Source organism: Streptomyces sp. NPDC054770, from assembly GCF_053611985.1.
This window is the reverse complement of sequence record NZ_JBSHBL010000049.1, coordinates 1-26,895: the sequence shown is the minus strand read 5'-3', so window position 1 is coordinate 26,895 and position 26,895 is coordinate 1. Positions and strand designations below refer to the sequence as shown.

Sequence of the window (26,895 nt, the reverse complement as noted above, 5' to 3'; positions counted from 1 at the left end):
GACAAGACGGGACTTCACGATCATGAGCAACACGAACCCCCTCCTGGACGTCTCCGGGCTGAGCAAGCACTTCCCGATCAAGGGCGGTTTCCCGATCCGGCGGACCGTCGGCGCGGTGCAGGCGGTGGACGGCCTGGACTTCCAGGTCGCCGAGGGCGAGAGCCTGGGCCTGGTCGGCGAGTCCGGCTGCGGCAAGTCCACGACCGGCCGGCTGATCACCCGCCTGCTGGAACCGACGGGCGGCAAGATCACCTACCGCGGCCAGGACATCACGCACGCCAACCGCAGGCAGCTGGCGCCGATCCGCTCCGAGATCCAGATGATCTTCCAGGACCCGTACGCCTCGCTGAACCCGCGGCAGACGGTCGGCAAGATCATCGCGGGTCCGATGGAGATCAACGACATCAACCCGGCGGGCGGCCGCGAGAAGCGCGTCCGGGAGCTGCTGGAGATCGTCGGCCTCAACCCCGAGCACTACAACCGCTTCCCGCACGAGTTCTCCGGCGGCCAGCGCCAGCGCATCGGCGTGGCCCGCGCCCTGGCCCTGCAGCCGAAGCTGATCGTCGCCGACGAGCCGGTCTCCGCCCTGGACGTCTCCATCCAGGCCCAGGTGGTCAACCTCCTCCAGAAGGTCCAGCAGGAGCTGGGGATCGCGTTCGTCTTCATCGCCCACGACCTGGCGATCGTGCGGCACTTCTCGCAGCGCGTCGCGGTCATGTACCTCGGCAAGATCGTGGAGATCGCCGACCGCGAGGACCTGTACGACAACCCGCGCCACCCCTACACGCGGGCCCTGCTGTCCGCGGTACCCGAGGCGACGGTGGAGGCGGAGCCGCGCGAGCGGATCCGGCTGGTCGGAGACGTCCCGTCGCCGATCAACCCGCCGTCCGGCTGCCGCTTCCGCACCCGCTGCTGGAAGGCGACGGAGAAATGCGCGACGGAGGCCCCGCCGCTGGTCCAGGTCGACGGCAACAAGCCCGGCCACCTCACCGCGTGCCACTACCCTGAGGTGCGGGACATGGTTCCCGCCCCGCGTCTCGCCAAGGACCCCGAGGCAGCGGCCTGACACACCCCTTTCCGTCAGCCGCCGCCCGCGGACGGACTTTCACCGGCCCATTGACCCGAGCCCCGAACGTCCGCTCCAGGGGAGCAAGGGCCCGCACCTTCCCGGGTGCGGGCCCTTCTCACTGCCCCTGGGCGCTCTCAGGAACGCGCGGACCCGCCCTGGCCGGTGCCGGGGGCCGGCCCGTCCGCCTGCGGCGAGGCGGCCGGTGTCGCCGTACCGGCTTCGAGGGGCTCGGGCCGGTCGGCACCCGGTGCCGACCGCAGTGACCGCACCCCGGGCGACAGGAGAGCGGCGAGGCTGGCCGTGACGATCAGGATCGCGCAGACCACCAGCATCCGGTCGGTGCCGTAGGCGTCGGCAGCGGGTCCCGCCGCGGCGAGGCCGAGCGGGGCGAGGGCGAGCGAGCCGAACCAGTCGTAGGAGCTGACCCGGGACAGGGCCTCCTCGGGGACTTCACGCTGCACGGTGGTGGACCACAGCACACCGAAGAAGTCCATGCTGACGCCTGCGGTGAAGGCGCCCCCGGCAACGGCCCACAGCGGCGCTCCGGCCCCCAGGAGGGCCAGGGGCAGGGCGGCGGGGAGGGTGAACAGGACCGCCGCCAGGATCGGCCGGGTGACGCGCGTACGGGCCGCGATGCCGGCGCCCGCCACGGCCCCCAGGGCCTGCGCGGCCACCACCAGCGACCAGGCCCGGGCCCCACCGAAGTGGGCGCGCGCGGCCAGCGGACCGAGTACGCCGGCGTTGGCGTTGGTGGCGGCTATCACTAGGGAGAACTGGACGACGACCACCCACAGCCACTGACGGGAGGCGAACTCCCGCCAGCCCTCGCGCAGATCGGCCCAGCCCGAGGCGGACTTCCGTGGCCGGCGGTGCAGCCGCAGCGAGGCGGTGAGCGCGGCGCTGGCCACGAAGGACAGACCGTTGACGGCCAGCGCCCAGCCCGCACCGACCCATGCGACGGTCACGCCCGACAGGGCCAGCCCCAGCAGCAGGGAGGTGTTGGTGCCGACCCGCAACAGGCCGTTGGCTCGCTGGAGAGCCTCGGCCGGCACCAGTTGCGGGACGACCCCGTCCATCGCGGGCGCGAAGAGGGCGGTCGCGGTTCCCGCCGTGACGGCGAGCGCGCACAGGGCGGCGACGGGGGCGTGACCGCTGAGCACCATGGCCGCGAGGCCGCCGTAGGAGAGGGCGCCCAGCACATCCGACACGGCCATCAGCGCGGAGCGTGAGACCCGGTCCGCGATCACACCGCCCACCAGGACCAGAGCGAGCTGCGGTACCGCCTGGCAGGCGACGACGAGGGAGAGCTCGCCCGGGGTCGCACCGGGCAGTGAGAGCACCGCGAAAGCCAGCGCGATCCGGGCGAATCCGTTGCCGAGGACGGAAATGATCCGGGCGAGCGCGAGACGCACGAAACCGGCGTTGCGCAGCAAGGAAGGGGGGTGCTCAGCGGCAGACATGAACGGGCACCTTACGCCCTCGCCGCCTGGGGCAGGTCGCCCTCACGCCCTCTTCCCGCCAAGTCCGAATCACGCGCCGACGGCATGAGGCACAGCCTCGGCGTGGAGTTCCCGCACATCTCCGGCCTGTTCCGGCTCGGGAGGCAAGCACCTTCCCGGGTGCCGTCAAAATCCGCTGCTCAGCGAGAAGTTGATAGCTGCTCAAGAAGAAGGCCGTTCCTGACCCGGCGTTCAACATCGTGTGGCACACTGCCGCGGTGGTCGATCATTCGTACGCGGATCTCTCGCTCGCCGCGCTCTACGACAGCCTCAACCCGTGGGGGCCGGGTGACGACTTCTACCTGGACCTGGTGATGTCCGCCAGGTCGGTGCTCGATGTCGGCTGCGGTACCGGGCGGCTGCTGCGGCAGGCCCGCGAGGAGGGGCACGGCGGGCGGCTGATGGGGCTCGATCCGGCCGCCGCGATGCTCGTGCAGGCCCGGCGTGCGGAACCCGCCGTCGAGTGGACGCTCGGTGATCTGCGTTCCCGCCGCTGGGACGCCGACGACTTCGACCTCGTCGTCATGACCGGCCACGCGTTCCAGGAACTGCTCGGGGACGAGGAGTTGAGGGCGGCACTGACCGCCGTACGCAGTGCGCTGTCCACGACGGGGCGCTTCGTGTTCGAGACCCGTAACCCCGCCGCCCGGGCCTGGGAGGGCTGGACCCCCGACCGCGCACGGCATGTCACCGGCCCCGACGGCCGCGCCGTCCGGGTCTGGCACGAGGTCGAGGGGCCGCCGAGCGGGGAACGGGTGACCTTCACCGAGACGTACGAGGGCGGGGCCTGGGCGCAGCCCCAGGTGTGCCGCTCCACCCTCCGCTTCCTCGGCCCCGACACCCTCGCCGGTTTCCTGGGCGCCGCCGGTCTGGAGGTCGTCGAGCAGTACGGCGACTGGGCGCGCGGGCCGGTCACCTCCGGCAGCCCCGAGATCATCACCGTCGCGCGGCACCTCTAGGAGCGGTTACGGCGGTCCCGCCGCCGCTGCCGTGAACCGCGCCCCGAGCGCCGCGACCGCGGCACGCAGTTCCGCCCCGCCCTCGACGCGGAACGGGAACGGGACCCGCGCCAGCCACTCCTGCGCGTACATGTCGGGGTTGCGGGTGCTGCCGACCAGCACGCACCGGTCCGCTCCGAGGGGCTCGACCCGTCTCATGGGCGGCCGGATCCACGGGGCCACCTCGGCCAGGGGGGCGTCGAAGACCACGCGGGTGGCGAGTTCCCAGCCGAGGCCCAGGTTCTCCTCCAGCACCGCGACCGGGTCCAGGCCCTTGGGAGGAGCGAACCCGCGTCCGGTCGGCCGGACCCCGCGGACCCGGTCGCCCCGGTAGGTGCGGATCCCGTCCACGCGATGGGAATGGCACAGCAGGTACCAGCGCCCGTAGCGGACGACGAGGGACCAGGGATCCACCTCCTCCTCCCACTCGTCGCCGGCCTCACTGCGGTACCCGACCGCGACCCGGCGCCGGGCCGCGACGGCGTCGACCAGTTCGCTGGTGACGGCCGGGTCCGGGCGCGTCGAGTACGGGTCGGGCGCGGCCGACGCGTACTCGCACAGCTGAGAGTCCGGGGTCGGGGCGTCGCCGGTGCACGGCAGGTATCCCGGGTGCAGGGTGCCCGGGTATCGGCTGCGCTGTTCTTACGGCTTGTACGCGGTGGTGAGGAAGTCCAGGACGAGGGGGCTGGCGTGGGTGCGGAACTCCTCGAAGTAGGCGTGCCGGGCTTCGGGGATCAGATGGAGTCGGGCGTTGGGGATGCGGACGGTGAGCAGGTGTGCGTTGGCGGTGGGGTTGAGCAGGTCGTCGCTTCCGTGGACGACCAGGGTGGGTGCGCTGATGTCCGGCAGGATGTCCCAGGCGTCGTGCCGGTTGCTGGCCGCGAGGTGGTGGCGCCGGACGTGGGCAGGCATACCGGGGTCGCCGAGGGTGTGGTGCGAGCCGGGATGGGAGGCGAGCCATCGGGGGGTGTACATCAGCTCCAGCAGGGCCTGTCGCGCGGCTCCAGGCTGAGGTTGCGCCAGGGCTTGGCGGACGTCGTCGCCCCGTTCGACGCTGTGCGGGCCGCCGGGTGAGGTGCAGCCGAGAACCAGGGCACCCACCCGGTGGGGGTGGCGGGCCGCGAGCTGCTGGGCCACCCGTCCGCCCATGGACGCACCGTAGACGTCGGCCCGGTCGATGCCGAGTTCGTCGAGGACGGCGATGACGTCCTGGGCGAACAGTTCGGTGCTGTAGGGGGTGTCGGGCTTGTCGCTGTCGCCGGTGCCACGGTAGTCGAGCGTGAGGGTGCTGCGAGCGGCATGGAAGTCGGCGCGAATCGCGTCCCACCAGTGGTGGTTGTTGGCCTGACCCGCCAGCAGGACCAGCGGCGTCCCCTGGCCCTGGAGCTGGTAGGCGATGCGGGTTCCGTCCGGTGTCATCGCGTGCGTCATCGGCTTCCTCGCTCCCGCGTGGGATCTGTCCGGGCCTGAGTGGGCGGTGAAGCCGGGGCGACCGCCTTGGTGTGCTCTGTCGCCACCAGCCGTGCAGGGCAACCTGTACCGGCCCGGCCCTCAGACACCCGCTGCCACCGCGGCGCCCAGCCCCAGCAGGACGACGCCGGTCGTCACACTGAGCCCCCGCAGGACAGTCGGCCGCGACACCAAGGCGCGCCCCCGGCCGACGGCCCAGGTGAGCAACAGGTACCAAGAGGCACTGACGAGCGCCCACAGAGCTCCCAGGGCGACGGTCGACAGGAACACCGGGCCCTTCGCCGTCACGAACTGGGGCAGCACCGAGACGGCGAACACGCCGGCCTTCGGGTTGCCGAGGTTGGTGCTCAGGCCGGTGAGGTATCCGCCCGCGAAGCCGGTGCGGCGCCCGCCCTCGCGGGGCGGACGGCTGGATGCGGTGGTGAGCGCGGTCCGCAGCGTGTTCACCCCGAGGATCATCAGCACGATGCCGCCTGCGATCCGGAGCACCGCGTACGCGTGCGGGCTGGCCAGCAGGACAGCGGACAGCCCGGCCGCGGCGGCCGTGGACCACAGCAAGAAGCCGGTGGCGTTGCCCGCGAGCGTGCCTCGGACGGTGCGTTGCCCGCCTTCCAGAACCTGCCGGATCATCATGGCCTGACTCGCGCCTGGCAGCATCGCCAGCAGCAATGTGGTGGCGATGAAGACGGGCACATGCGTAGGCATGGGGAAAGAACCCTTCCAGGGATTGCGGTCAATGGGTGCACCACCAGGCTTCCTCTCCCGCACCTATAAGAGAAGTTAAAAGAGAACGGTGCAGCGTTAGGGTTAGTGAATGGTGGTGGACCCGGGACAACTCCGGCTTCTCGCGTTGATCGAGCGGCACGGCTCCTTGACGGCGGCGGCTCACGCCCTGAAGCTCTCGCCCGCGGCGGTCACACAGCAGGTGGTCAAGGCCGAGCGCGACTGGCAGGTGCCCCTGGTCATCCGTGGTCCTCGGGGAGCAACGCTCACCGCAGCCGGTGCGCTGCTCGCCTCCCACGGTCGAACCGTGGAGGAGGCGTCGGACAAGGCCGAGGCACAACTGGCCGCGCTGCTCGGTCACCTCTCCCTACGGCTGCGGATCGGAACGTTCCAGGCTGCTGCCCTGCACCTGCTGCCACCCGCCCTGACGGCCCTGCGGCACCGCCATCCGGACGCCGACGTCTCCGTCGTGGACGTGGTGTCCGGACGCGGAGCGGACGAGATCAGCGCAGGGCGCCTGGACCTCGCCATCGTCGCGTCCTGGGGCACACCGCTCGCGCCGCCACCGCACCTTCGCGCCCACCCGCTCCTGCTGGACCCGATGGTCGTGGTTCTCCCCGACGACCACCCACTGGCCACCGGGCAGCCCGCGGACACCGAACTGCGCCTGAAACAACTGCGCGACGAATCGTGGGTTTCCATCCTGGCCGGCCACGCCGCCCGCGAACAGTTCCACGACACCGCCCGCGAGGCCGGCTTCACTCCCACCGTGCGGTTCGAGACCGAGTCCTACGACGTTGTCCAGGCCCTCGTCGGGACAGGCAGCGCTGTGGCTCTGGTATCGCGCCTGGCCCTGACCCATGCGCCCGGCACCACCCATCGCGAACTGGCCCACCCCAGGCCCTACCGCCAGCTCTACGCCCTGACCAAGACCGACGCCAGCCTCACACCACTCGCAGACATGCTGATCGACCTCCTACGCGATGTGGCCCGCGACATCACCGCCACCTGGGAGGCTCCCTTGCAAGAAGAACAACGCTCGTCGGACTCACCGCACGGAGCCTGAAAAGCCCCGGTCCTGAATCGACACCGCCTGGTCGCCGGCCGGCCTCGCCGTAGCCCGGGGGTGGCAGAAGCCACGGCAGTCGGCGTTGGCCACCCCGCCGCGTCGTCGGCGCTTCACGCGGACTGGAGCAGGTGCAGCGCGAGCATGCTGACCTCCTGGGACTCCTTGTCCGAACCGGCCAGGTCGCCGAGGATGCCGCGTCCGGGGTGCGATCCGGGCTGCCGACACCGGGCGGTATTGGGATGGTCTTCGTGTGACCGGGCTGGTCACGGCGTCCGAGGCGTCCTGGCCGCCGCCGCTGAGCGCCTTCGGCGAGCTGGCGAGCTGCGGCTGGCCGACGAACGGCGGTTCGACGTCCCGGTCGTCGTCGTGTGCCCGGAGTTCACGCCCGCGCAGGCACAGGAGTGGATCGACGGCGGAGACGTCCCGGAGCTCGCCCGGGCCAAGCACGTCGACTTCGCCGACATCGACTCGGGCCATTGGCCCATGGTGACCCGGCCCGCCGAGCTGGCCCGGCTCCTGGCCACGGCGGCGGACACGGCGGAGGGCACGGCCGCGAACACGGCCTGACCGGCCCGCCACCGCCCGGCGTCGAGAGGGCCGAGGGCTGGGCGGGTCCGGTGAAGTCCGCTGCGGTTCGGCAGCGCCTCGAAGGGACGCGGGGCTGTATCACTATGCGGCTGCGCCGCGTGGGCGCGACCGGCCACGACGGCCCCGCAGTCGTCAGCCGGCAGATCGCGGCGCTTCCGGCGGAGCGCTCAGCCCTCCTCCTCCAGTGCCACCAGCGCCGGGTCCAGCACGATGTCCTCGTCGCGGGCCTCCGTCGTCGGGTCCTCCGGGAAGTGGCAGGCCGTGAGGTGGCCCTCGTCGTTGCCGGAGATCCGGACCAGCGGGGGTTCCTCCGTCGCGCACTTGTCCTGGGCCTTCCAGCAGCGGGTGCGGAAACGGCAGCCGGAGGGCGGGGAGATGGGGGACGGGACGTCGCCGGCCAGCCGGATGCGCTCGCGGCCGACCGACTCGCCGTCGTCCGTGAGGCTGACCTCGGGGACGGCGGACAGGAGGGCATGGGTGTAGGGGTGGCGGGGGCGGGCGTAGATCGCCTCCCGGTCGCCGACCTCGATGATCTTGCCGAGGTACATCACCGCGACCCGGTGCGAGAAGTGCCGCACGATCGCCAGGTCGTGGGCGATGAAGAGGAAGGCGATGCCCAGTTCGCGCTGCACCTCCTGGAGGAGGTTGACCACCTGGGCCTGGATGGAGACGTCCAGGGCGGAGACCGGTTCGTCGGCGACGATCAGCTTCGGTTCCAGGGCCAGGGCGCGGGCCACGCCGATGCGCTGGCGCTGGCCGCCGGAGAACTCGTGCGGGAAGCGGTTGTAGTGCTCGGGGTTGAGGCCGACGATCTCCAGCAGCTCCCTGACTCGCTTCTCGCGGCCGCCCTCCGGCTCTATCCCGTTGATCTCCATCGGACCCGCGATGATCTTGCCGACCGTCTGGCGCGGGTTCAGCGACGAGTACGGGTCCTGGAAGATCATCTGGATCTCGGAGCGGATCGGCGCCAGTTCTCTGCGCGAGGCGTGGCTGATGTCCTGGCCGCGGTAGCTGATCGTGCCGTTCGTCGGTTCCAGCAGGCGGGTGATCAGCCGGCCGGTCGTGGACTTGCCGCAGCCGGACTCGCCGACCAGGCCGAAGCTCTCCCCCACCCGTACGGTCAGGTCGATGCCGTCCACGGCCTGGACGTGCCCGACCGTGCGCCGGATCGGGAAGCCGCCCTTGACCGGGAAGTACTTGGTCAGCCCGGAGACCTCCAGGAGAGGCTCCCCCACGGTGACCGGTTCGCGCTGTGCCGGGAGGACCATGTCCTCAGTCATGACGTGTCCTCCAGGACCTAGGCCAGTCGGGGTTTGATCTCTTCGAGGAAGATGGTGCGTTTCTGGTCCGCCGTCAGGTGGCATGCCGAGGCGCGGTCGGGGGCCAGGAGCGGGCGTTCGGTGACGCAGCGGCCGGCGCCCGCCACCCGGTCCTGAAAGGTGCAGCGCGGGTGGAAGCGGCAGCCGGAGGGCGGGTTCAGCAGGGAGGGCGGGGCGCCGGGAATCGGGTGCAGCGGCGTGTCCAGGTCGGAGTCCAGGCGCGGCATCGAGTTCAGCAGGCCCCAGGTGTACGGGTGCTGGGGCGCGCGCAGCACCTCGGCCGTCGTGCCGCGCTCCACCGCGCTGCCCGCGTACATCACCATGATGTCGTCGGCCATGTCGGCGATCACCCCCAAGTCGTGGGTGATGAAGATGATGCCGGATCCGAACTCCTGTTGCAGGTCCTTGAGCAGGTCCAGAATCTGCGCCTGGACGGTCACGTCCAGGGCGGTGGTCGGCTCGTCGGCGATGAGCAGGTCGGGGTCGCAGACCAGGGCCATGGCGATCATGGCGCGCTGGCGCATGCCGCCGGAGAACTGGTGCGGGTAGTCCTTCGCCCGCTCCTTCGGGTTGGGGATGCCGACCTTGGCGAGCATCTCGACCGCCCGCTCCCAGGCCGCCCGCTTGGAGGCGCCCCGGTGTTTCATGAACGGCTCGGCGATCTGCCGGCCGACCGTGTAGTACGGCGACAGCGCGGTGAGCGGGTCCTGGAAGATCATGGCGGCCTTGTTGCCGCGTACCTTCTCCAGTTCGGACTCGCGGGCGGTGATCAACTCCTGGCCGTCCAGGAGGATCTCGCCCTCGACCGTGGTGAACTGGGGGTTGTGCAGGCCGAGGATGGTCAGGTTGGTGACCGACTTCCCGGAGCCCGACTCGCCGACGATCCCGAGGGTCCTGCCCCGCGCCACGTCGAAGGACAGCCCGTCCACGGCCCGTACCACGCCGTCCTCGGTCTTGAAGCTGACGTGCAGGTCCCGCACCGAGAGGAAGGCACCCGCGTCGGCCGGGGCGGGGGTGCCGGCGTCCTTGGTCTGAGTAGTCACGACGGTTCTCCTCCTGCCCGGCCTAGGCCAGCCGGACACGCGGGTCGATGAACGCGTAGGCCGCGTCGACGATGATGTTGCACAGCAGGATCATGGAGGCGGAGAACAGCATGACGCCCAGCAGCAACGGCAGATCGCTGAACTGCACGGATTCCACCGCGAGGCGCCCGAGGCCGGGCAGTCCGAAGGTGTACTCCGTGATGATGGCACCGCCGAGCAGCGAGCCGAGGTCGATACCGAAGATGGTGATGATCGGGATCAGTGAGCCGCGCCAGGCGTAGCGGAAGAAGACGTATCTGCGGGACATGCCCTTGGCGCGGGCGGTGCGGACGTGTTCCTCCTGGAGCTGCTCGATCATCGACGAGCGCGCCATACGGGTGTACTGCGAGGCGAAGATCGTGGAGAGCACCACCCACGGGATGATCAGCCCGGTGAACCAGGTGACCGGGTCCGCGGTGAAGTTGTTGTAGGCGGGCTTGTCGAAGATGTGGGACTGGTAGACAAGGGCGGCGAGGGCCAGTGGTCCGAGGAAGTAGATCTGCATCGAACTGACCACCATCGAACCGGCGGTGACCGTCTTGTCGAGCAGTGTCCCCCGCTTCCACGCGGCGAGCATCCCGGTGCCCAGACCCGCGATCAGGAACACCACCGCGGCACCCAGGGTGAGCGAGAACGTGGTGGGCAGCCGGTCTGTCATGGTCGACCAGACCGGGTCGTTGGTGTGGTACGAGTACCCGAAGCAGGGGGCGGGGCAGGGGCCCTGGGCGAACTTGTCGCTGCCCAGGATCAGGTTGTGCAGGAAGATCCAATACTGCTCGGGGATCGGCTTGTCGAGGCCCAGCACATGGTGGATGTTGGCGAGGCTGGTCGGATTGCAGGTCTTGCCGCACATCAGCAGCGCCGGGTCGCGTGGCATCCCGAAGAACAGCAAGAACGTCACGATGCTCAACAGAAAGAGGATGACGACGGCACCGAGGATCCGGCGGACGAGGAAGCGCAGCATGCGAGGGGCTTTCTGACGTCGGCGGGCCGGGCGGTACCCGGTGCGATGACGCTCTCGGCGGTCTCACGCACCGGGTACCGGTCGGACAGGTGGGATTACTTGAGGTACAGGCGACGCGGGTCGATGCCGCCGATCACGTCGTCGTAGACGAGGCCGCCGACCTTGGATCCGGCGATCTGGACCTGCTTGTAGTAGATGGTCGGGACGGCGTTGATGACGTCCTTGGCCAGGTACTGGTCGATCTTCTCCCACGCGGCGGCCGACTTGACCGGGTCGCTGATCTTGTTCGCGGCGTCGATGTCGGCGTTGACCTTGGCGTCGTTGACGTGCGAGTAGTTGGGCGAGCCGTCGGCGACTCCGCGGCCGTCGAACACCGGCGGGATCACGGTCGAGGCGGACGGCCAGTCGGCGCCCCAGGCGGAGGCGTAGATGTCGTAGTTGTTGTCGACCTTGCCGACCTGGTCGTAGTACGTCTCGGCGGGGATGTCCTGCCGCTGCACGTTGAAGCCGGCCTTCTCCAGGGCCGCGGCGATGGCGGTGGAGTACTGCTGGCCCTCGGGCGTGTTCTGGTAGCCGTAGGTCAGCTTCAGACCGAGCTTGCCGGCCTTCTTCAGCAGTGCCTTCGCCTTGGCCGCGTCACCGCCCGGGTTCTTCCTCTTGCCCCACGGGTCGAAGGAGGCGTCGTAGCCGCTGACCGTCGGGCTGATGAAGCCGCCGGCCACCTCCGCGGCCGAACTGCCGCCGAAGGCACGGATGATCGGGGTGATCGGCAGGGCGTAGGCGATGGCCTCGCGGACCGTCTTGTCCTGCAGCGCCGAGTGCTTCATGTTGATGTTGACCTGGCCGACGTAGGGCTGGTAACCGGCGACCGTGCGGGCCTTGACGGCCGCGTCGCCGCCGAGGACCGCGGAGATGTTGCCCGCGTCCACCGAGTTGTTGAAGCTGATGCCGGTCTGGTCGGCACCCGTGTCGGCCAGGAGCGCCTTGGTGGAGTCCTCGTACTGGACGTTGAAGGAGAAGTCCATCTGGTCCACGTACTGGTTGCGGATCGGGTCCGTCTTCGGGTCCCAGTTGGTGTTCTTGACCAGCACCATCGACTTGCCGGACTTGAACGACTGGATCTTGTACGGGCCGCTGGTCACCGGGGCCTTGTCGTACTTCTCCTTCGTGTCGCCCTTCTTGGAGACGACCGCGTAGCCCGCCATGGCGAGCGCGTACGGCAGGTCCGGGTGCGGGGTCTTGAAGTGGAAGATGACGGTTTTGCTGTCCGGGGTCTCCAGGATGCTGTCCGGCAGGTGCTTGCCCTTGTAGGGGCCGTCCGGGAGCAGTTTGCGGTAGTCGGCGCCGTTGGTGTCGGCCAGCCACTGCTGGAGGTACGTCGGGCCCTGGTTGATGAAGGACGCGAAGAGCCGCTCGTAGGTCTGGCGGAAGTCCGCGGACGTGATCGGCGTCCCGTCGGAGAACTTGATGCCGTCCTTGAGCGTGTACTTCCAGGTCTTGCCGCCGTCCGTGGTGGTGCCGGAGTCGGTGGCCAGGTCGCCGACGACCTCGTGCTTGCTGCCGTCGGTGCCGGTGGCCTTGTAGCCCGTGAGGCCTCTGTGGATCAGCGTGGCGAGCGAGCCCTCGTCGGAGACGTAGATCTGCCCGGGGTCGAGGTGCGCGTAGGAGTCGCGCTGCAGCACTTCCAGGGTGCCGCCGGTCTTCGCGCCCGGCACGGCGGCCGCGGGTCCTGTCGAGTCCTTCGCGTCGCCGAACTTGATCGACGCCTGCTGCCGTTTGGCGTTCTGCTGGTCCTTCTTCTCGTTGTCGCTCGCGTTGCTGCCGCCTTTGCTGCAACCGCTGAGCACGAGTGCCCCGGCCGCGAATATCGACAAAGCGGCGTATGCATGGCGTCCGCCCCTACTCATCACTGTGGTATCCACCCATCTGTGTGTACGCCGGTGCGAAGGAAATGGCCGTGCGGTATCCGGGCGCGGACGCCCACAAACTGTCGGTCAGCGCGCCGTCTTGGGGTCGAAGGCATCCCGGACCGAGTCCCCGAGCAGGTTGAAGGCGACGATGAAGACGACCATCGAGACGCCGGGGAAGAACATGTACGTGATGTCGTTCTGCAGGACGAGTTCGGTCGAGGCCTTGGAGAACATCTGGCCCCAGTCGGGCGTGGGCTCGACGATGCCGACGCCGAGGAACGACAGGCCCGCCTCGCTCGTGACGAGGTACGGAAGCGTGTACGTGGTCTGCACCAGCAGCGGTGTCACCACGTTCGGCAGGATCTCCTTGCGGATGATCCGCCACGGCGAGGCGCCGCTCACCTTGGCCGCCTCGATGAACTCCCGTTCTCGCAGGGCCAGTGTCGTGCCGCGCAGGATGCGGGCGAGGCTCATCCAGCCGAGCACCCACTGGACGGCGATCAGCGCGACGACGCGCACGTAGGTCGGCGTCTGGTCGCGCGGGCTGACGAACAGCGAGACCACCACCGGCATGCTGGCGATGAAGAACAGCTGCGCGGGGAAGGCGAGCAGGAAGTCGATGAGCCGCCCGATGAAGAAGTCGGTCTTGCCGCCGAGGTAGCCGGCCGTGACACCGAGGAGGATTCCGGTGAGGACGACCGCGACAGTGACCGCCACGGAGATCATCAGCGAGGTCCGGATGCCGTAGATCAGCTTGGTGAACACGTCGTAGCCGTTGCCCGGTTCGAGGCCGAACCAGAACTCGCTGCTGATGCCGCCGTTGGGCTGCACCGGCACACCCGCGCTGTCGAAGAGTTCCGGGCGTTCGTCGGCGTAGATGGTGTACGGGTTCTTGCCGTACAGCTTCGAGATCAGCGGGGCCGCCGCCGCGACGACGAAGAAGAAGGCCACGACGAACGCCGAGATGACGCCGGTGCGGTCGCGCTTGAAGCGCAGCCACATCAACTGGCCCGGGGACCGACCCGTAAGCTGTTCGGCCTGGGTCTTCGTGTCGGGCTCCGGTCCGCCGTCCACGACGGCCGACCTTCCGCCACCCTCAATGTCCGTAGGACTTGTCACAGTTCGTCCAATTCACAGGTGTGGGTGTGCCGAACCCGCGGCCGGCACGAGGGCGCGGCCGCTGCGGCATGATCCGATGAAGCGTGATCCGACGAAGCGTCAGGACATCCCCGGAGCAAGCGGGAATGCCGCAGCCGGACGCGCGTAGGCGAGCGACGGCGCTACGCGACCGGCCGCTGCTTCAGAACCGACCGCCGGACGAACATGGGCAGTCGGACAGAGCGGCCGAAGCCGCCGACGGAACCCGCCTGGTGCCTGTGACAGTGCACATGGGACTTCTCCTCATGACTTCACGTGTTCGCCAACAGGAGGCTTCCGTCCATACCCTCCGACACCCCTGACGGAGGGTCAGACACCCCCAGATGCTCGTGAGTCGGGCGCTGTCCCCACAGCGCGAGACCCATTGACCCGAGCGCTACGCGGCTAACTATCTGCCATGAGCCAGGTGCCGACCACCGTCTTTAAATCTCAATTCAGTCACAGCTGGCGCCTAGTTCTTCCGAAAAATGGACAAAGTGTTCGACGGGAGAAGGCCGCGAAACGGACTTGTTACATGGGTATCGGGCGTGGATCTCCGCATTTCGGACAACGGGGCGGGGATGGCCGACTTCCGCCCGCTCGAAAATGGGTTGCAAAAAGCCCGGGCACCCCCATCATGGGGGCACCCGGGCTCAGATGTCCTGCGATCAGCCGTGCTTGGCGCGGCTGGCGGCGCGGGCCCGCTCGCGGGCGTCCAGGTTCACCTTGCGAATGCGAACGGCCTCCGGGGTCACCTCGACGCACTCGTCGTCGCGGCAGAACTCCAGCGACTGCTCCAGGGAGAGCTTGCGCGGCGGCACGATCGCCTCGAACGAGTCGGCCGAGGAAGACCGCATGTTCGTGAGCTTCTTCTCCTTGGTGATGTTCACGTCCATGTCGTCGGAGCGCGAGTTCTCGCCGACGATCATGCCCTCGTACACCTCGGTGCCGGGGTCGGTGAACAGCACACCGCGCTCCTGGAGGTTCGTCATCGCGAAGGCGGTGACGGCACCGGAGCGGTCGGCGACCAGCGAGCCGTTGTTACGGGTCTGCAGCGGGCCGAACCAGGGCTCGTGACCCTCGTGGATGGAGTGGCCGATGCCCGTGCCGCGGGTCTGCGTCAGGAACTCGGTCCGGAAGCCGATGAGACCCCGGGACGGCACCACGAACTCCATGCGGACCCAGCCCGAGCCGTGGTTGGACATGTTGTCCATCCGGCCCTTGCGGACGCCCATGAGCTGCGTGACCGCGCCCATGTGCTCCTCGGGCACGTCGATCGTCATGCGCTCGACGGGCTCGTACGTCTTGCCGTCGACGTCCTTCGTGACGACCTGCGGCTTGCCGATGGTCAGCTCGAAGCCCTCGCGGCGCATCTGCTCGACCAGGATGGCGAGCGCCAGCTCACCGCGGCCCTGGACCTCCCAGGCGTCCGGACGCTCGGTGTCGAGCACCCGGAGCGAGACGTTGCCGACCAGCTCGCGGTCGAGGCGGTCCTTGACCTGGCGGGCGGTGACCTTGCGGTCCTTGACCGCGGCCTTGTTGTCGGCACCCTTGCCGGTACCGCCACGGCCGACCAGCGGCGAGGTGTTCGTGCCGATGGTCATCGAGATCGCCGGCTCGTCGACCGTGATCAGCGGCAGCGGGATCGGGTTCTCGGGGTCGGCGAGGGTCTCGCCGATCATGATGTCCGAGATACCCGCGACGGCACAGATGTCGCCCGGTCCTGCCATCTCGGCGGGCTTGCGGGTGAGCGCCTCGGTCATCAGCAGCTCGGTGATGCGCACGTTGGACATCGTGCCGTCACGCTTGATCCACGTGACGGTCTGGCCCTTGCGCAGCTCGCCCTGCTCGACACGGAGCAGCGCGATACGGCCGAGGAAGTTGTCGGCGTCCAGGTTGGTGACGTGCGCCTGGAGCGGGGCCGACTCGTCGTACTCGGGGGCCGGGACGTGCGACAGGATGGTGGAGAAGAACGGCTCCAGGCTGTCGCTGTCCTGCGGGACGGTGCCGTCCTCGGGCTTGGTCAGCGAGGCCACGCCGTCCCGCGCACACGCGTAGACGATCGGGAACTCGATCTGGTCCTCGTCGGCGTCGAGGTCGAGGAAGAGGTCGTAGGCCTCGTTCACGACCTCGTCGATGCGCGAGTCGGGGCGGTCCGTCTTGTTGATGCACAGGATGACGGGCAGGCGGGCCTGCAGCGCCTTGCGCAGCACGAAGCGGGTCTGGGGCAGCGGGCCCTCGGAGGCGTCGACCAGCAGCACCACCGCGTCCACCATCGACAGACCGCGCTCGACCTCGCCACCGAAGTCGGCGTGGCCCGGGGTGTCGATGATGTTGATGGTGATGACGTCGCCGCCATCCTTGGGGTGGTACTTCACGGCCGTGTTCTTGGCCAGGATCGTGATGCCCTTCTCACGCTCCAAGTCGTTCGAGTCCATCATTCGGTCGTCGAGCGACTCGGCGGCGTGCGCTGCGAAGGCACCGGCCTGCTTCAGCATGGCGTCGACGAGGGTCGTCTTGCCGTGGTCGACGTGGGCGACGATGGCGACGTTGCGGATGTCGTGGCGCGTGGCCATGATGCGGCGTACTCCCGGAGTGTGAGGAAGGGGCCTGCGCGTACGTCGGTGTTACGCGGACCCTGCCGGGCTGAACACGCCACGGCCTCACCCCATGGTACGGGGCCGCCGACGCTGGGGCGCGCCGGGATACGTCAGTGCACTTCAGCTTGGCTTCTGCGCACCCGGCGCTGCGGGCCGTGCCCACCCGTTCCGCCCTGCGGAACGCCTGCCCACGGCGGTCATCCACACGGCGGTCACTTGCTCGGGCTCGGCGACACCTTCGCCCCCTTCTTCAGGAAGCCCATGTCCTCGTAGACCGGCGTCTGGAAGCCGAAGGCGCCCACGTTCACCAGGTCCTTGCGGGCGCCCACGAGCTGCGGCCGCTGGTACAGCGGCAGCGACCCGGCCGACGCCCAGATCCTGGAGTCCGCCTTGCGCAGCAGCCCGTCCGCCTCGTCCTCGTCCAGCGTGCCCAGCGCCTGGTCGAAGAGCTGGTCCACCTGGTCGGTGCCGACCCGCGTGTAGTTCTGCTCGACGTTCAGCGACCCGTCGGCCGCCACCACCGGCTTCGCGTAGATCGGCCGCGCGTCCGTCGCCGGGAACGCCGACGACGGCCACGAGTACAGCGCGAGGTCGTACTGCCCGGACGCGATGTGGTCCTTGAAGTAGCTGTCGTCCGAGACCTTGTGGATCTCGGTCGCGATGCCCACCTTGTCCAGCATCTTCGAGATCTGCCCGGCGACCGTCTGGAGCGTCTCCGAGCCCGGCCCCGACGGCAGCACGAACCGCAGCGAGAGCGCCTTGCCGTCCTTGGCCAGCGGCCCGGCCGGCGCCCCGGCGCCCCTGGGTGCCGCCGTGCCCCTGGGCGCGTACGCCCCCGGCGCCCCGTGGGCGTGGTCCTTCTGGTGGTCGCGGGTGTCCTTGTCGTGGGCCTTGTCGTCCTCGCCGACGATGTACTGCCCGTCGTGCCCGCCGTCGGACTCGTCGCCCTGCTCCCCCTTGTCGCCCTTGTCGCCCTTGTCGCCCTTCTTCTCGTCCTCCGCGCCGGCCGCCTTGCCCGCGGCCTTGACCGGCCCGCCGGCCACCCAGCCCGCGTCGGCGAGCAGCGCCTGCGCCTCGTGGGTGTCGAGCCCGCCGATGGCCCCGCTGCCGTCGGTGTAGGCGGCCTGCCCGGACAGGGCGACGTGGCTGCCCACCGGCACCGCGGGCAGCCCCAGCGGGGTGAGCACCAGCTTGGCGAGCGACTGGCGGTCGAGGGCGCGGGCGACGGCCCGGCGCACCCGGTCGTCGGCGAGCGGGCCCTCGGAGCCGTTGAGGGCGAGCTGGGTGTAGGCGGGCTCCAGCGACCTGCGGACGTCGAAGTCACGCAGTTCGTGCTGCTGCTCCAGCCACTTGGCGATACTCCGGCGGAGCTTCTTCGGCCCGTCGGGCAGCTTCTCCTCGTCCATGCCGAGGGTCAGCGCCCAGGACCGCAGCTTCTTGGCGGAGGTCTTCCCGGCGCCCTGCAACGGCAGGCCGGTGCCCTTCTCGCGGCCGGCGATGGTGATCCGCTCGGCCTCGGCGGCGTCGATGTCGGCGACGTCGACCGTGCCGGCGGCGAGCGCGGACGCCCGCTTCTCGCGGTCCACGGCGTGCAGGTCGATCTCGTCGAGCTTGGCCGGGCGGCCCCACCAGCGCGGGTTGCGGGTGAGGATCACGTCCTTCTTGGCGGTGTCGACCTTGTCGACCCGGAAGGGGCCCGCGGTGACGGCGAGCTTGCGGCGGGCACCGTCGTTGAAGGCGTCCGGGGTGCCCATGACGTCCTTCGGGTACAGCGGCGAGAACAGCGACTTCCAGTCGGCGTACGGCCGGTCGAAGGTGACCCGGACCTCCAGGTCGTTGGCGCCGCGTTCGATCTGGGCGATGCGGTCGTAGCCGGCGTTGCGGGCGGTCCAGTAGGCGGAGTCCTTGCCGGACAGGGCGCGCCACTGGGCGGCGAAGTCGGCGGCGCCGATCTCCCGGCCGTCGCTCCAGACGGCCTGCTGGTCGAGCTTGTACAGGACGACCTGGCGCGGCTCGGTCTCGATGACCTTCGCGGACTCCAGGTAGTCGGGGTTGCGGACCGGCTTCCCGGTGGCGTCGATGGTGAACATCGACGGCAGGACGGCCTGGGCGACCCGGGTGGTGCCCGCGTCGGCGTCGGCCTGGAAGGTGTTGAGGGTCTCCGGTACGGCGTCCACGGCCATCTTCAGGGTGCCGCCCTCGGCGACCGCGTCCCTGGCCACCGGCACGATCTCCTGGCCGGCCAGCGGCTTGCTCGCCTCGTCGCCGGAACCGCAGCCGGCGAGGAGGGGCACGGCGAGGGCGCCCGCGGCGAGGAAGGCGAGGCTTCGCTGGTAGCGCCGGGGAGTGCCGCCGTCGTTCGGCTGCGGCGCCGTCGTGGCTGGTCGCGCCCCGCGGCGAAGCCGCAAGTCGATGCGGTCCCGCGCCCCTGACGGGGCGCTCCGGCTGACGCCGTGGTGAGACATCTCTGCTACCTCCGGGAGGCCCGTCACACGGGTGCGGTCTATGCACATTTGGGGGTATTTTGGAGTTGATCACATGTACGTCAGAAGTACGGACCCCACTGAAATCGACGGGGTCCGTAGGCCGGGTACGACACGGCGGCGGGGGCTGCGAAAGCCCACTCGTACGGCGCAATGTCCCGGCGCACACAGAGCGCGTGCGGGCGTGCGACGGAGGCGTGCAATCCGCCAATCGCTGCACATGGCTTCACATCAGTAGGTGTGACGCGCAACACTCGCAGGCGCATGAACGTTGCCGCCTTGGACCATGAAGTCCGCGGAAGTGAGGTCACGTCATGTCCGTGCACGACGACCTGACGTCAGTCCAGCGTTGCCTAGAAGACCTGAACCGGTCCGTCGGCCGCCTGGAGCAGCAGCTCGGGAGCGGCGGACTGGAGATGCGCCGCGTCCGATCCGACGCCGATCACCTGCGCGAGAGCGTGGCGCTGCTGCGGGAGGCGGCCAACACCGGCGCCCCGGGCAAACGCCCCGAGCTCGTCACCATCTCCGACGATCCGTACGACATCAACCTGTGGACGGACACGGACGACGAGGGTCTCGGCGCCCGCGACCGGCACGCCCCGTAGGAGCGCCGCCCGCAGGCCCCCGCCCCCGACCCGACCGGAGTCATCCGTTGGCCACTGGTACGGAACCACATCAGAACAGCGGCGGCGTACGCACCCGTACGCGCGCCGCGATCTCCGCCCCGCACCTGCGGACCGACCGCTGGTGGCTGGCACCCGCCGTCACCGCGGCCGGTCTGTTCGCGTTCGTCGTCTACTCGACCTGGCGGGCCTTCTCGAACGCGCACTACTACTCGGCGCCGTACGTCTCGCCGTTCTACTCGCCGTGTCTGGCCGAGAACTGCAAGACCATGCCGTCCGGCCCGAACGCCGACCTCTTCGGCAGCTGGTGGGCGATCTCCCCGGCGATCATCGTCCTGATCTTCCCGCTGGGCTTCCGCCTGACCTGCTACTACTACCGCAAGGCGTACTACCGCAGCTTCTGGGCGTCCCCGCCGGCCTGCGCGGTGGCCGAGCCGCACGCGAAGTACACCGGTGAGACCCGCTTCCCGCTGATCCTGCAGAACGTCCACCGGTACTTCTTCTACTTCGCCCTGCTGGTCGCCGGCGTGCTGACCTACGACACGGTCCTGTCGTTCCGGGACACCCACGAGAACTGGGGCCACATGGGCCTCGGCACCCTCGTCTTCCTGGTCAACATCGTGCTGATCTGGGCGTACACGCTGTCCTGCCACTCCTGCCGGCACATCGTCGGCGGCAAGCTCAAGCACTTCTCCAAACACCCCGTGCGCTACAAGGCCTGGCAGGTCGTGGGCAAGCTCAACGCCCGCCACATGCAGCTCGCCTGGGCGTCGTTGGTGAGCGTGGCGCTCGCCGACTTCTACGTCTACCTGCTCGCGTCCGGTGTCTTCGACGATCCGAGGTTTTTCTGATGCCCGTGGTGGACCGGCAGGAGTGGGACGTCGTCGTGGTCGGGGCCGGCGGCGCGGGCCTGCGCGCCGCGATCGAGGCGCGCGAGCGGGGCGCCCGTACGGCGGTGATCTGCAAGTCGCTGTTCGGCAAGGCGCACACGGTGATGGCCGAGGGCGGCATCGCGGCGGCCATGGCCAACGTCAACGAGCACGACAACTGGCAGGTCCACTTCCGCGACACCCTGCGCGGCGGCAAGTTCCTCAACCAGTGGCGGATGGCCGAGCTGCACGCCAAGGAGGCCCCGGACCGGGTCTGGGAGCTGGAGACCTGGGGCGCCCTCTTCGACCGCACGAAGGACGGGAAGATCTCCCAGCGCAACTTCGGCGGCCACGAGTACCCGCGCCTCGCCCACGTCGGCGACCGCACGGGCCTCGAACTGATCCGGACCCTGCAGCAGAAGATCGTCTCGCTCCAGCAGGAGGACAAGAAGGAGACCGGCGACTACGAGTCCCGGCTCAAGGTCTTCCAGGAGTGCACGGTCACCAGGATCCTCAAGGACGGCACACGTGTCTCCGGGGTCTTCGCGTACGAGCGGGAGACCGGCCGCTTCTTCGTCCTCGAAGCGCCCTCCGTCGTCATCGCGACCGGCGGCATCGGCAAGTCCTTCAAGGTGACGTCGAACTCGTGGGAGTACACCGGTGACGGGCACGCGCTCGCCCTGCTGGCCGGCGCGCCGCTGCTCAACATGGAGTTCGTGCAGTTCCACCCGACCGGCATGGTCTGGCCGCCGTCGGTGAAGGGGATCCTGGTCACCGAGTCGGTGCGCGGCGACGGCGGGGTGCTCAGGAACTCCGAGGGCAAGCGGTTCATGTTCGACTACATCCCGGACGTCTTCAAGGAGAAGTACGCCGAGTCCGAGGAGGAGGGCGACCGCTGGTACGAGGACCCGGACCACAACCGGCGTCCCCCGGAGCTGCTCCCCCGCGACGAGGTGGCCCGCGCGATCAACTCCGAGGTGAAGGCGGGCCGCGGCTCCCCGCACGGCGGGGTCTTCCTGGACGTGTCGACGCGGATGCCGGCCGAGGTGATCCGGCGCCGGCTGCCGTCCATGTACCACCAGTTCAAGGAGCTGGCCGACGTCGACATCACGGCGGAGGCGATGGAGGTCGGGCCGACCTGCCACTACGTGATGGGCGGGGTCGCGGTGGACTCCGACACCGCCGCCGCCCGTGGCGTGCCGGGGCTGTTCGCGGCCGGTGAGGTGGCCGGCGGCATGCACGGCTCCAACCGGCTCGGCGGCAACTCGCTCTCCGACCTGCTGGTGTTCGGGCGCCGGGCGGGCTGGCACGCGGCCGACCACGCGGCGGGCCTGGACTCCCGGCCGGAAGTGGACGACGAGCAGATCGACGCGGCGGCGGCCGAGGCGCTGCGGCCCTTCTCCGCCGAGGGCCAGGACCCGGACTCCGGCCCGCCGGAGAACCCGTACACCCTCCACCAGGCGCTCCAGCAGTCCATGAACGACCTGGTCGGCATCATCCGCCGGGAGGGCGAGATGGAGCAGGCCCTGGAGAAGCTCGCCGAGCTGCGGGTGCGGGCGCGCCGGGCCGGGGTGGAGGGGCACCGGCAGTTCAACCCCGGCTGGCACCTCGCCCTGGACCTCAGGAACATGCTGCTGGTGAGTGAGTGTGTGGCGCGTGCGGCCCTTGAGCGCACCGAGTCGCGCGGCGGGCACACCCGCGAGGACCATCCGGTCATGGACCGCCGGTGGCGCCCCGTCAACCTGCTCTGCCGACTGGCCGACCCCACCGGCGGACTGGCGGCCACCGACCCGGAGCGCGGCCAGATCACCCTCACCCGCGAGACCACCGACCCCATCCGAGCCGACCTGCTCGCCCTCTTCGAGAAGGAGGAGCTGGTCAAGTACCTCGCCGAAGAGGAGCTGTACGAATGAGCGGCTACACGGCCCACTTCCGGGTGTGGCGGGGCGATGTCGAGGGCGGCGGCCTGGAGGACTTCAAGGTCGAGGTGAACGACGGCGAGGTGGTCCTGGACATCATCCACCGCATCCAGGCCACCCAGGCCGCCGACCTGGCCGTCCGCTGGAACTGCAAGGCGGGCAAGTGCGGTTCGTGCTCGGCGGAGGTCAACGGCCGCCCGCGGCTGATGTGCATGACCCGGATGTCGGTCTTCGAGCCCGACGAGACGATCACGGTCACGCCCCTGCGTGCGTTCCCGGTCATCCGCGACCTGGTCACGGACGTCGGCTTCAACTACCAGAAGGCCAGGGAGGTCCCGTCCTTCGTACCGCCTGCCGACCTCGGCCCCGGCGAGTACCGGATGTACCAGGAGGACGTGGACCGCTCGCAGGAGTTCCGCAAGTGCATCGAGTGCTTCCTGTGCCAGGACACCTGCCATGTCGTGCGCGACCACGAGGAGAACAAGACGGCCTTCGCCGGCCCGCGTTTCCTCATGCGGGTCGCCGAACTGGACATGCACCCGCTGGACGCGGCGGAGGCGTCCGGCCTGGACCGCAAGCGCACGGCCCAGGACGAACACGGTCTCGGCTACTGCAACATCACCAAGTGCTGCACGGAGGTCTGCCCCGAGGGCATCCACATCACGGACAACGCCCTGATCCCCCTGAAGGAGCGGGCGGTCGACCGCAAGTACGACCCCCTCGTGTGGCTCGGCTCGAAGATCAGGAGGCGCCCCGCAGGAGGCTGAGCACCTGCCGGAGGTTGGACTCGGCGATGTCCCGCATCGGCTCGCGCTCCGGGAAGTCGCCGTCCAGCAGCCGCAGCGGCCCGGCGACCAGGTTGAGGTGCATCGCCAGCCGGTACAGCGCCGTCCGGTCCTCGTCGAGGTCGGCGGTGCGCAGCAGGTCGTAGGCGGGCCCGAAGCGGTGCTGGAGGAAGACGTGCTCCCATTCGGCGTCGAAGTACATCAGGCCTTCGATGTCGATGAGCGCGGGATCTCCCGCCTCGGTCACCAGCACGTGGTCCGGGCCGAGTTCGCCGTGCACGAGGGAGGCGTGGTCGCGCGGCTCGACCGCGTCGTAGAGCTCGTGCACCCGCTCGGCCAGCGCCTGCCGCACCTGGCGCACCCGGGGATCCCGTGCGCTCACCTCCGCGATGTCGCGCAGCGCGCGGTCCGCGACGATCTGTTCGCAGGAGCTGCCGAGCGGTTTCCCGCCCTCCTCCACCAGGGCGGCCTTGCCGTACCCGGCGGAGACGCACTCGCGGAGCGCGCCGAGCGTCCCCGCCAGCCGGGCCAGCGGCACCCGGGCGGCGCCCGGGTCGCTGCGCAGCAGCAGCTCCAGGCTGCCGCCGCGGACGTCCTCGACCACCGCGGCGTAGGCGGGCAGGTGTTCGGTGTCCTCGTCGGCGAACAGCAGGCGCGGGGTGCGCACGCCGAGTTCGGTCAGCAGGTCGTGGGCGGACAGGAAGAGGCCGAGACCCGAGGCGTGTGCGAGGGGGTCGCGGATGTCGGCGTCGGCGGGCCCCCAGTAGTCCTCCTCCGGGGACCAGACGTACGCGATCGCGCTCCGGCCGTTGTCGAGGACGAGCCGGTAGACGCCTTTCTTGCTCCCTCCGCGCAGCCGGTTGACGGCGGCGGGGGCACGGCCGAGGGCCTCGCGGGAGAGCGACGCGAGGTCGTCACGGGTGAGGTGGGCACGAGCGGTTGTCATGACGTACGAACCCAGTCCTTCCGATAGGAGGTCCAGTCATCCTCGGTGGCGGCGAAGTCGACATACAGGGCGACGCCGAAGGTAGCGCGATCCGCGTCCGTCCGTGACAGTCCCAGCCGAACCCCTCGCACGGCCGCCGGTACGGTCTCGGCGTGCGCCCAGTGCCCGAACCGGTTCTCGTGGTAGAAGGGCAGCCCCATCAGAAGGTCCGTCCCCGGCGGTGTGACCTCCAGTGCGAGGCTCGTCTGCTGGGCGACGTACCCGCCGTACAGGCTCTGGAGCGGCTGCATGGTGTCGTACGACATCACCGCGATCTGATCCACCCGACGGGCTACTTGCCCGAAATACTCCTGTGACCACCATTTGGGATGACCGGTGACGGTACCCCAGAAGGAGTGAAAGGCCGGGAGCGGGTCGATCTGGTGTGCGGCGACGGAGAGCAGCGGGGTCGCGGGGCGCAGGGCGTCGAGGAGGGCGAGGTAGTTCCGGTCGCCGGAGTGCAGGGGCTCCAGGTCGAAGTGCACGCCGTCGAACCCGGCGCCGACGACCTGCCGGGCGGAGGCGACGACAGCGTCCCGCGTCTCCTTCTTCTCCAGATGCATGGCGTACGGCTTCTCGGGCGCGACCTCGTCGCCGAGCCAGGCCTGCACCCGGACGCCGGGGAGTTTTCGATGCACGGCTGTTATCAGCCAACGGGCCTCGGGATAGGCCGATTTGGGCAGCGTGCCGTTGTGTTCCAGTGGTCCGGCATGGACGTAGAGGTCGCGTATGCCGGTGTCCGCGAGCCGGGCGGCGAGGGCGGTGACGTCGGCGTCGGTCTTACGACCGTCGACCCAGGCGTGCCCGAGCCAGAGGGCGTCCCGGCTCCGGCTGTAGGTACCGGCCCCGGGGTCGCCGGTGTAGTTGATGCGGAGGGCGGTCTCGGCGATGAGGAGGGGGAGCAGCAGCACGAAGGCGACGCGTAGCGTCCATTTCCCGATTTTCTTCCCAGCCGCCCAACCCGGGCGGCGCTCGTCGTCGGGTGCGGGTGGCCCCTGTGGGGGCTCGGACGCGTCGGCGGCTGCGGGCGGGACCGGTACGGGGTCCGGTGCGCCGGAGGGTGCGGATGCCGCCTGTGGGGAGTTCGGTTCGGCGGTACCTGCGGGGTCTTTCTCTGGTTCCGGGCTCCGTTTCATGTTCTGTCCCCCTTGTCTCGTCGTCCCCCGGCCGTCTCCGTCCCGGTCGCGAAGGCGACTGGCTGCCCATACCCTCCGAAATGTGACGTCATCCTTGTTCCGGGGTCGGCCGAGGCATGCCACCGGGCACATAGGTGTGCGGGTGGGGCATGCGGTGCTGGGCGGGGTGGCCGGGGTGGCTTGGCTGGTGTTGCCGGTGATGACGAGCACGGCTCAAGATCCGGTTCCCGTGGCGGGCGGCGGGACGGTCGCCGCGGCCCAGGCCGCGGACGGGGCGTCGGCCACCGACTACGTCCTGCCGCTGGTCGCCGTCGCGGCGGCCGGCGCCCTCGGCGGCTACGGATACGTACGCCGGATACGGCGGGCCCGCTCCCGCACCACGCCGGGGATCCTCTCCCCCGCCCCGCCGGCTCCGTCGCCCGTCGACGTAGAGCGGCAGGCCCGCGCCTCCCTGGTCCTCGCCGACGACTGCGTACGCACCAGCCGGGAGGCGCTCGGGTACGTCGACGGGGGCGAGTCCGTCGTACGGGCCCTGCGGGCGGCCGCGACCGAGCTGTCGGCGGCGTTCGCGATATGGCGGCGGTACGAGGAGGGGGTGCCGGGGGACGACGCCGGCCGGCGTCAGGCGCTGGTGGGGGTGGTCGGGCGGTGTGCCGAAGCGGGGCGGCAACTGGACGCGGGGGCGGCGGAGTTCGATGCCGGGTGGGACGCGGGGGATGCGCTGGCGGTGGCCGAGGGGCGGTTCCGGCAGCTGGCCGGGCGGACCGGCGGGGTGGCGGACGAGCTGGCCGGGGCGGGTGAGCGGTACGGCACGGCCGCGGTCGCCTCCGTCGTCGGATACGTCGAACAGGCCAAGGACCGGCTGGTGTTCGCGACCTCACGGCTCAACCAGGCTCGCCAGGACGCCGATTCGGGCGACGGTGACGGGTCCCGGCGGGGGGTGCGGGCCGCCGAGGGGGCCGTGGCGCAGGCCGGGGTGCTGCTGGGCGGGGCAGAACGGCTGACGCGGGAGCTGCGGACGGCGGCGGAACTGGTACCGGCCGCTCTCACGGGCGCGGAGGCGGAGCTGGCGGGGCTGCGGGCGACCGCCCTGCCGCCGCGGCTGACGCATGCCGACGCCGCGCTGGCCGCCGTACGGGAGGAGGTGACCGGTGGGCCGTACGACCCGTTGGACGCGCTGCGCCGGGTCGTACGGGCGGTGGAGGCGATGGGGGGCGGGCGGTCCGGGGTGATCGCGGCGGGGGCGGCGCTGGTGGCGCGGAGTGCGCTGGGGGCGGCGGACGACTTCGTCGGGACGCATCGGGCGGCGGTGGGGGCGGAGGCGCGGGCGCTACTGGCGGCGGCGGGGCGGGCTGCGCCCGCGGACGCCGACCGGCTCGCCCGTAAGGCACGGGAGCTGGCGGAGCGGGATGTCCGGGCCCACGGCAACCCGTTCGCCGGGGAGACGGCGCATGGGAGCGGGTTGGCGGGGGCGGTGCTCGGGGGTGTGCTGCTGGGCGAGGAGGGGGACGGGGGGCCGGTGGTGGCCTTCGGGGGGCCGGAGAGCAGGGGGAGGCTGGGGTAGCGCGCCAGGGGGGTGCCAGGACGGGTTCTCGGGCGGCCGCGGGCGCGCGGGGGTTGCTCGCGCAGTTCCCCGCGCCCCTTTGGGGCGCGTTCTAGTGGACGTC

20 protein-coding genes and 2 pseudogenes are annotated in these 26,895 nt (G+C 70.1%); 9 read left to right on the top strand and 13 right to left on the bottom strand.

Going from position 1 to position 26,895, the window contains the following annotated elements; translation table 11 throughout:
- The first annotated feature begins 22 nt into the window (after positions 1–22).
- Positions 23–1,066, top strand: coding sequence for an ABC transporter ATP-binding protein (locus ACWGKQ_RS33880; protein ID WP_453295846.1), 1,044 nt, complete (start codon positions 23–25; stop codon positions 1,064–1,066).
- Positions 1,067–1,203: 137 nt separating this feature from the next.
- Here the strand turns inward: ACWGKQ_RS33880 and ACWGKQ_RS33875 are convergent, their stop codons facing one another.
- On the bottom strand, positions 1,204–2,529 hold the full coding sequence (locus ACWGKQ_RS33875) for an MFS transporter (RefSeq protein ID WP_453295845.1): 1,326 nt from the start codon (positions 2,527–2,529) through the stop codon (positions 1,204–1,206).
- A gap of 257 nt (positions 2,530–2,786) precedes the next feature.
- Between ACWGKQ_RS33875 and ACWGKQ_RS33870 the strand changes: the two genes are divergently transcribed.
- Complete coding sequence (locus ACWGKQ_RS33870) at positions 2,787–3,527, top strand: class I SAM-dependent methyltransferase (protein ID WP_453295844.1); 741 nt, start codon at positions 2,787–2,789, stop codon at positions 3,525–3,527.
- Positions 3,528–3,533: 6 nt separating this feature from the next.
- Here the strand turns inward: ACWGKQ_RS33870 and ACWGKQ_RS33865 are convergent.
- The 3 genes and pseudogenes from ACWGKQ_RS33865 to ACWGKQ_RS33855 form a co-directional block, all read right to left on the bottom strand.
- Positions 3,534–4,127: pseudogene (locus tag ACWGKQ_RS33865) on the bottom strand (helix-turn-helix transcriptional regulator); the annotation flags it as partial.
- Between the two features lie 81 nt (positions 4,128–4,208).
- Positions 4,209–4,997, bottom strand: coding sequence for an alpha/beta fold hydrolase (locus ACWGKQ_RS33860; RefSeq protein ID WP_453295843.1), 789 nt, complete (start codon positions 4,995–4,997; stop codon positions 4,209–4,211).
- A gap of 120 nt (positions 4,998–5,117) precedes the next feature.
- Positions 5,118–5,741 (bottom strand): LysE family translocator, encoded by a 624-nt coding sequence (locus ACWGKQ_RS33855; RefSeq protein ID WP_453295842.1) that lies wholly within the window; start codon positions 5,739–5,741, stop codon positions 5,118–5,120.
- A 109-nt stretch (positions 5,742–5,850) separates the two neighbouring features.
- Between ACWGKQ_RS33855 and ACWGKQ_RS33850 the strand changes: the two genes are divergently transcribed.
- Both ACWGKQ_RS33850 and ACWGKQ_RS33845 read left to right on the top strand, forming a co-directional pair.
- Positions 5,851–6,825: a LysR family transcriptional regulator gene (locus ACWGKQ_RS33850; RefSeq protein ID WP_453295841.1), complete on the top strand. Its 975-nt coding sequence runs from the start codon at positions 5,851–5,853 to the stop codon at positions 6,823–6,825.
- 318 nt (positions 6,826–7,143) lie between these two features.
- A pseudogene (locus ACWGKQ_RS33845) lies at positions 7,144–7,395 on the top strand (alpha/beta fold hydrolase); the annotation flags it as partial.
- Positions 7,396–7,583: 188 nt separating this feature from the next.
- On the opposite strand, the gene ACWGKQ_RS33840 reads toward ACWGKQ_RS33845, so the two are convergent.
- The 7 genes from ACWGKQ_RS33840 to ACWGKQ_RS33810 form a co-directional block, all read right to left on the bottom strand.
- A complete protein-coding gene (locus tag ACWGKQ_RS33840) occupies positions 7,584–8,696 on the bottom strand; it encodes an ABC transporter ATP-binding protein (protein ID WP_453295840.1) in 1,113 nt (370 codons plus the stop codon).
- Between the two features lie 17 nt (positions 8,697–8,713).
- Positions 8,714–9,778 (bottom strand): ABC transporter ATP-binding protein, encoded by a 1,065-nt coding sequence (locus ACWGKQ_RS33835; RefSeq protein WP_453295839.1) that lies wholly within the window; start codon positions 9,776–9,778, stop codon positions 8,714–8,716.
- Between the two features lie 22 nt (positions 9,779–9,800).
- Positions 9,801–10,781: an ABC transporter permease gene (locus ACWGKQ_RS33830; protein WP_453295838.1), complete on the bottom strand. Its 981-nt coding sequence runs from the start codon at positions 10,779–10,781 to the stop codon at positions 9,801–9,803.
- A 95-nt stretch (positions 10,782–10,876) separates the two neighbouring features.
- Positions 10,877–12,688: an ABC transporter substrate-binding protein gene (locus ACWGKQ_RS33825; RefSeq protein WP_453295837.1), complete on the bottom strand. Its 1,812-nt coding sequence runs from the start codon at positions 12,686–12,688 to the stop codon at positions 10,877–10,879.
- An 87-nt stretch (positions 12,689–12,775) separates the two neighbouring features.
- Positions 12,776–13,810, bottom strand: coding sequence for an ABC transporter permease (locus tag ACWGKQ_RS33820; RefSeq protein WP_453295836.1), 1,035 nt, complete (start codon positions 13,808–13,810; stop codon positions 12,776–12,778).
- 686 nt (positions 13,811–14,496) lie between these two features.
- Complete coding sequence (typA, locus tag ACWGKQ_RS33815; RefSeq protein ID WP_453295835.1) at positions 14,497–16,404, bottom strand: translational GTPase TypA; 1,908 nt, start codon at positions 16,402–16,404, stop codon at positions 14,497–14,499.
- A gap of 236 nt (positions 16,405–16,640) precedes the next feature.
- Positions 16,641–18,893 (bottom strand): ABC transporter family substrate-binding protein, encoded by a 2,253-nt coding sequence (locus ACWGKQ_RS33810; protein ID WP_453295834.1) that lies wholly within the window; start codon positions 18,891–18,893, stop codon positions 16,641–16,643.
- 332 nt (positions 18,894–19,225) lie between these two features.
- Between ACWGKQ_RS33810 and ACWGKQ_RS33805 the strand changes: the two genes are divergently transcribed.
- Genes ACWGKQ_RS33805 through ACWGKQ_RS33790 form a run of 4 tightly spaced genes read left to right on the top strand, consistent with a single transcriptional unit; the run spans position 19,226 to position 23,089 of the window.
- Positions 19,226–19,516: a hypothetical protein gene (locus ACWGKQ_RS33805; RefSeq protein ID WP_351489927.1), complete on the top strand. Its 291-nt coding sequence runs from the start codon at positions 19,226–19,228 to the stop codon at positions 19,514–19,516.
- A 47-nt stretch (positions 19,517–19,563) separates the two neighbouring features.
- Positions 19,564–20,385 (top strand): hypothetical protein, encoded by an 822-nt coding sequence (locus ACWGKQ_RS33800; RefSeq protein WP_453295833.1) that lies wholly within the window; start codon positions 19,564–19,566, stop codon positions 20,383–20,385.
- Positions 20,385–22,316 (top strand): fumarate reductase/succinate dehydrogenase flavoprotein subunit, encoded by a 1,932-nt coding sequence (locus ACWGKQ_RS33795; RefSeq protein WP_453295832.1) that lies wholly within the window; start codon positions 20,385–20,387, stop codon positions 22,314–22,316. The genes ACWGKQ_RS33800 and ACWGKQ_RS33795 overlap by 1 nt, the downstream gene beginning before the upstream one ends.
- Positions 22,313–23,089 (top strand): succinate dehydrogenase/fumarate reductase iron-sulfur subunit, encoded by a 777-nt coding sequence (locus ACWGKQ_RS33790; protein ID WP_453295831.1) that lies wholly within the window; start codon positions 22,313–22,315, stop codon positions 23,087–23,089. The genes ACWGKQ_RS33795 and ACWGKQ_RS33790 overlap by 4 nt, the downstream gene beginning before the upstream one ends.
- Here the strand turns inward: ACWGKQ_RS33790 and ACWGKQ_RS33785 are convergent.
- Positions 23,064–24,053, bottom strand: a complete 990-nt coding sequence (locus tag ACWGKQ_RS33785; protein WP_453295830.1) for a phosphotransferase family protein — start codon at positions 24,051–24,053, stop codon at positions 23,064–23,066. The two genes, ACWGKQ_RS33790 and ACWGKQ_RS33785, sit on opposite strands and share 26 nt — an antisense overlap.
- The gene (locus ACWGKQ_RS33780; protein WP_453295829.1) at positions 24,050–25,228 is read right to left on the bottom strand and encodes a glycoside hydrolase family 18 protein; all 1,179 of its coding nucleotides are present in this window, start codon (positions 25,226–25,228) and stop codon (positions 24,050–24,052) included. Before ACWGKQ_RS33780 ends, ACWGKQ_RS33785 begins: the two co-directional genes overlap by 4 nt.
- Positions 25,229–25,310: 82 nt before the next feature.
- Here ACWGKQ_RS33780 and ACWGKQ_RS33775 point away from each other — a divergent pair, with 82 nt between their 5' ends.
- Positions 25,311–26,792 carry a hypothetical protein gene (locus tag ACWGKQ_RS33775; protein WP_453295828.1) on the top strand — a complete coding sequence of 494 codons (1,482 nt, stop codon included), beginning with the start codon at positions 25,311–25,313 and terminating at the stop codon, positions 26,790–26,792.
- The last annotated feature ends 103 nt before the right edge of the window (positions 26,793–26,895 follow it).

Excerpts from the sequence above, each read along its gene's own strand:
- ACWGKQ_RS33805 (WP_351489927.1), top strand. The coding sequence starts at position 19,226 with ATGTCCGTGCACGACGACCTGACGTCAGTCCAGCGTTGCCTAGAAGAC.
- ACWGKQ_RS33785 (WP_453295830.1), bottom strand. The coding sequence starts at position 24,053 with ATGACAACCGCTCGTGCCCACCTCACCCGTGACGACCTCGCGTCGCTC.
- ACWGKQ_RS33875 (WP_453295845.1), bottom strand. The coding sequence starts at position 2,529 with ATGTCTGCCGCTGAGCACCCCCCTTCCTTGCTGCGCAACGCCGGTTTC.
- ACWGKQ_RS33790 (WP_453295831.1), top strand. The coding sequence starts at position 22,313 with ATGAGCGGCTACACGGCCCACTTCCGGGTGTGGCGGGGCGATGTCGAG.
- ACWGKQ_RS33840 (WP_453295840.1), bottom strand. The coding sequence starts at position 8,696 with ATGACTGAGGACATGGTCCTCCCGGCACAGCGCGAACCGGTCACCGTG.
- ACWGKQ_RS33850 (WP_453295841.1), top strand. The coding sequence starts at position 5,851 with ATGGTGGTGGACCCGGGACAACTCCGGCTTCTCGCGTTGATCGAGCGG.
- ACWGKQ_RS33795 (WP_453295832.1), top strand. The coding sequence starts at position 20,385 with ATGCCCGTGGTGGACCGGCAGGAGTGGGACGTCGTCGTGGTCGGGGCC.
- ACWGKQ_RS33825 (WP_453295837.1), bottom strand. The coding sequence starts at position 12,688 with ATGAGTAGGGGCGGACGCCATGCATACGCCGCTTTGTCGATATTCGCG.
- ACWGKQ_RS33830 (WP_453295838.1), bottom strand. The coding sequence starts at position 10,781 with ATGCTGCGCTTCCTCGTCCGCCGGATCCTCGGTGCCGTCGTCATCCTC.
- typA (WP_453295835.1), bottom strand. The coding sequence starts at position 16,404 with ATGGCCACGCGCCACGACATCCGCAACGTCGCCATCGTCGCCCACGTC.
- ACWGKQ_RS33860 (WP_453295843.1), bottom strand. The coding sequence starts at position 4,997 with ATGACGCACGCGATGACACCGGACGGAACCCGCATCGCCTACCAGCTC.
- ACWGKQ_RS33880 (WP_453295846.1), top strand. The coding sequence starts at position 23 with ATGAGCAACACGAACCCCCTCCTGGACGTCTCCGGGCTGAGCAAGCAC.
- ACWGKQ_RS33810 (WP_453295834.1), bottom strand. The coding sequence starts at position 18,893 with ATGTCTCACCACGGCGTCAGCCGGAGCGCCCCGTCAGGGGCGCGGGAC.
- ACWGKQ_RS33855 (WP_453295842.1), bottom strand. The coding sequence starts at position 5,741 with ATGCCTACGCATGTGCCCGTCTTCATCGCCACCACATTGCTGCTGGCG.
- ACWGKQ_RS33780 (WP_453295829.1), bottom strand. The coding sequence starts at position 25,228 with ATGAAACGGAGCCCGGAACCAGAGAAAGACCCCGCAGGTACCGCCGAA.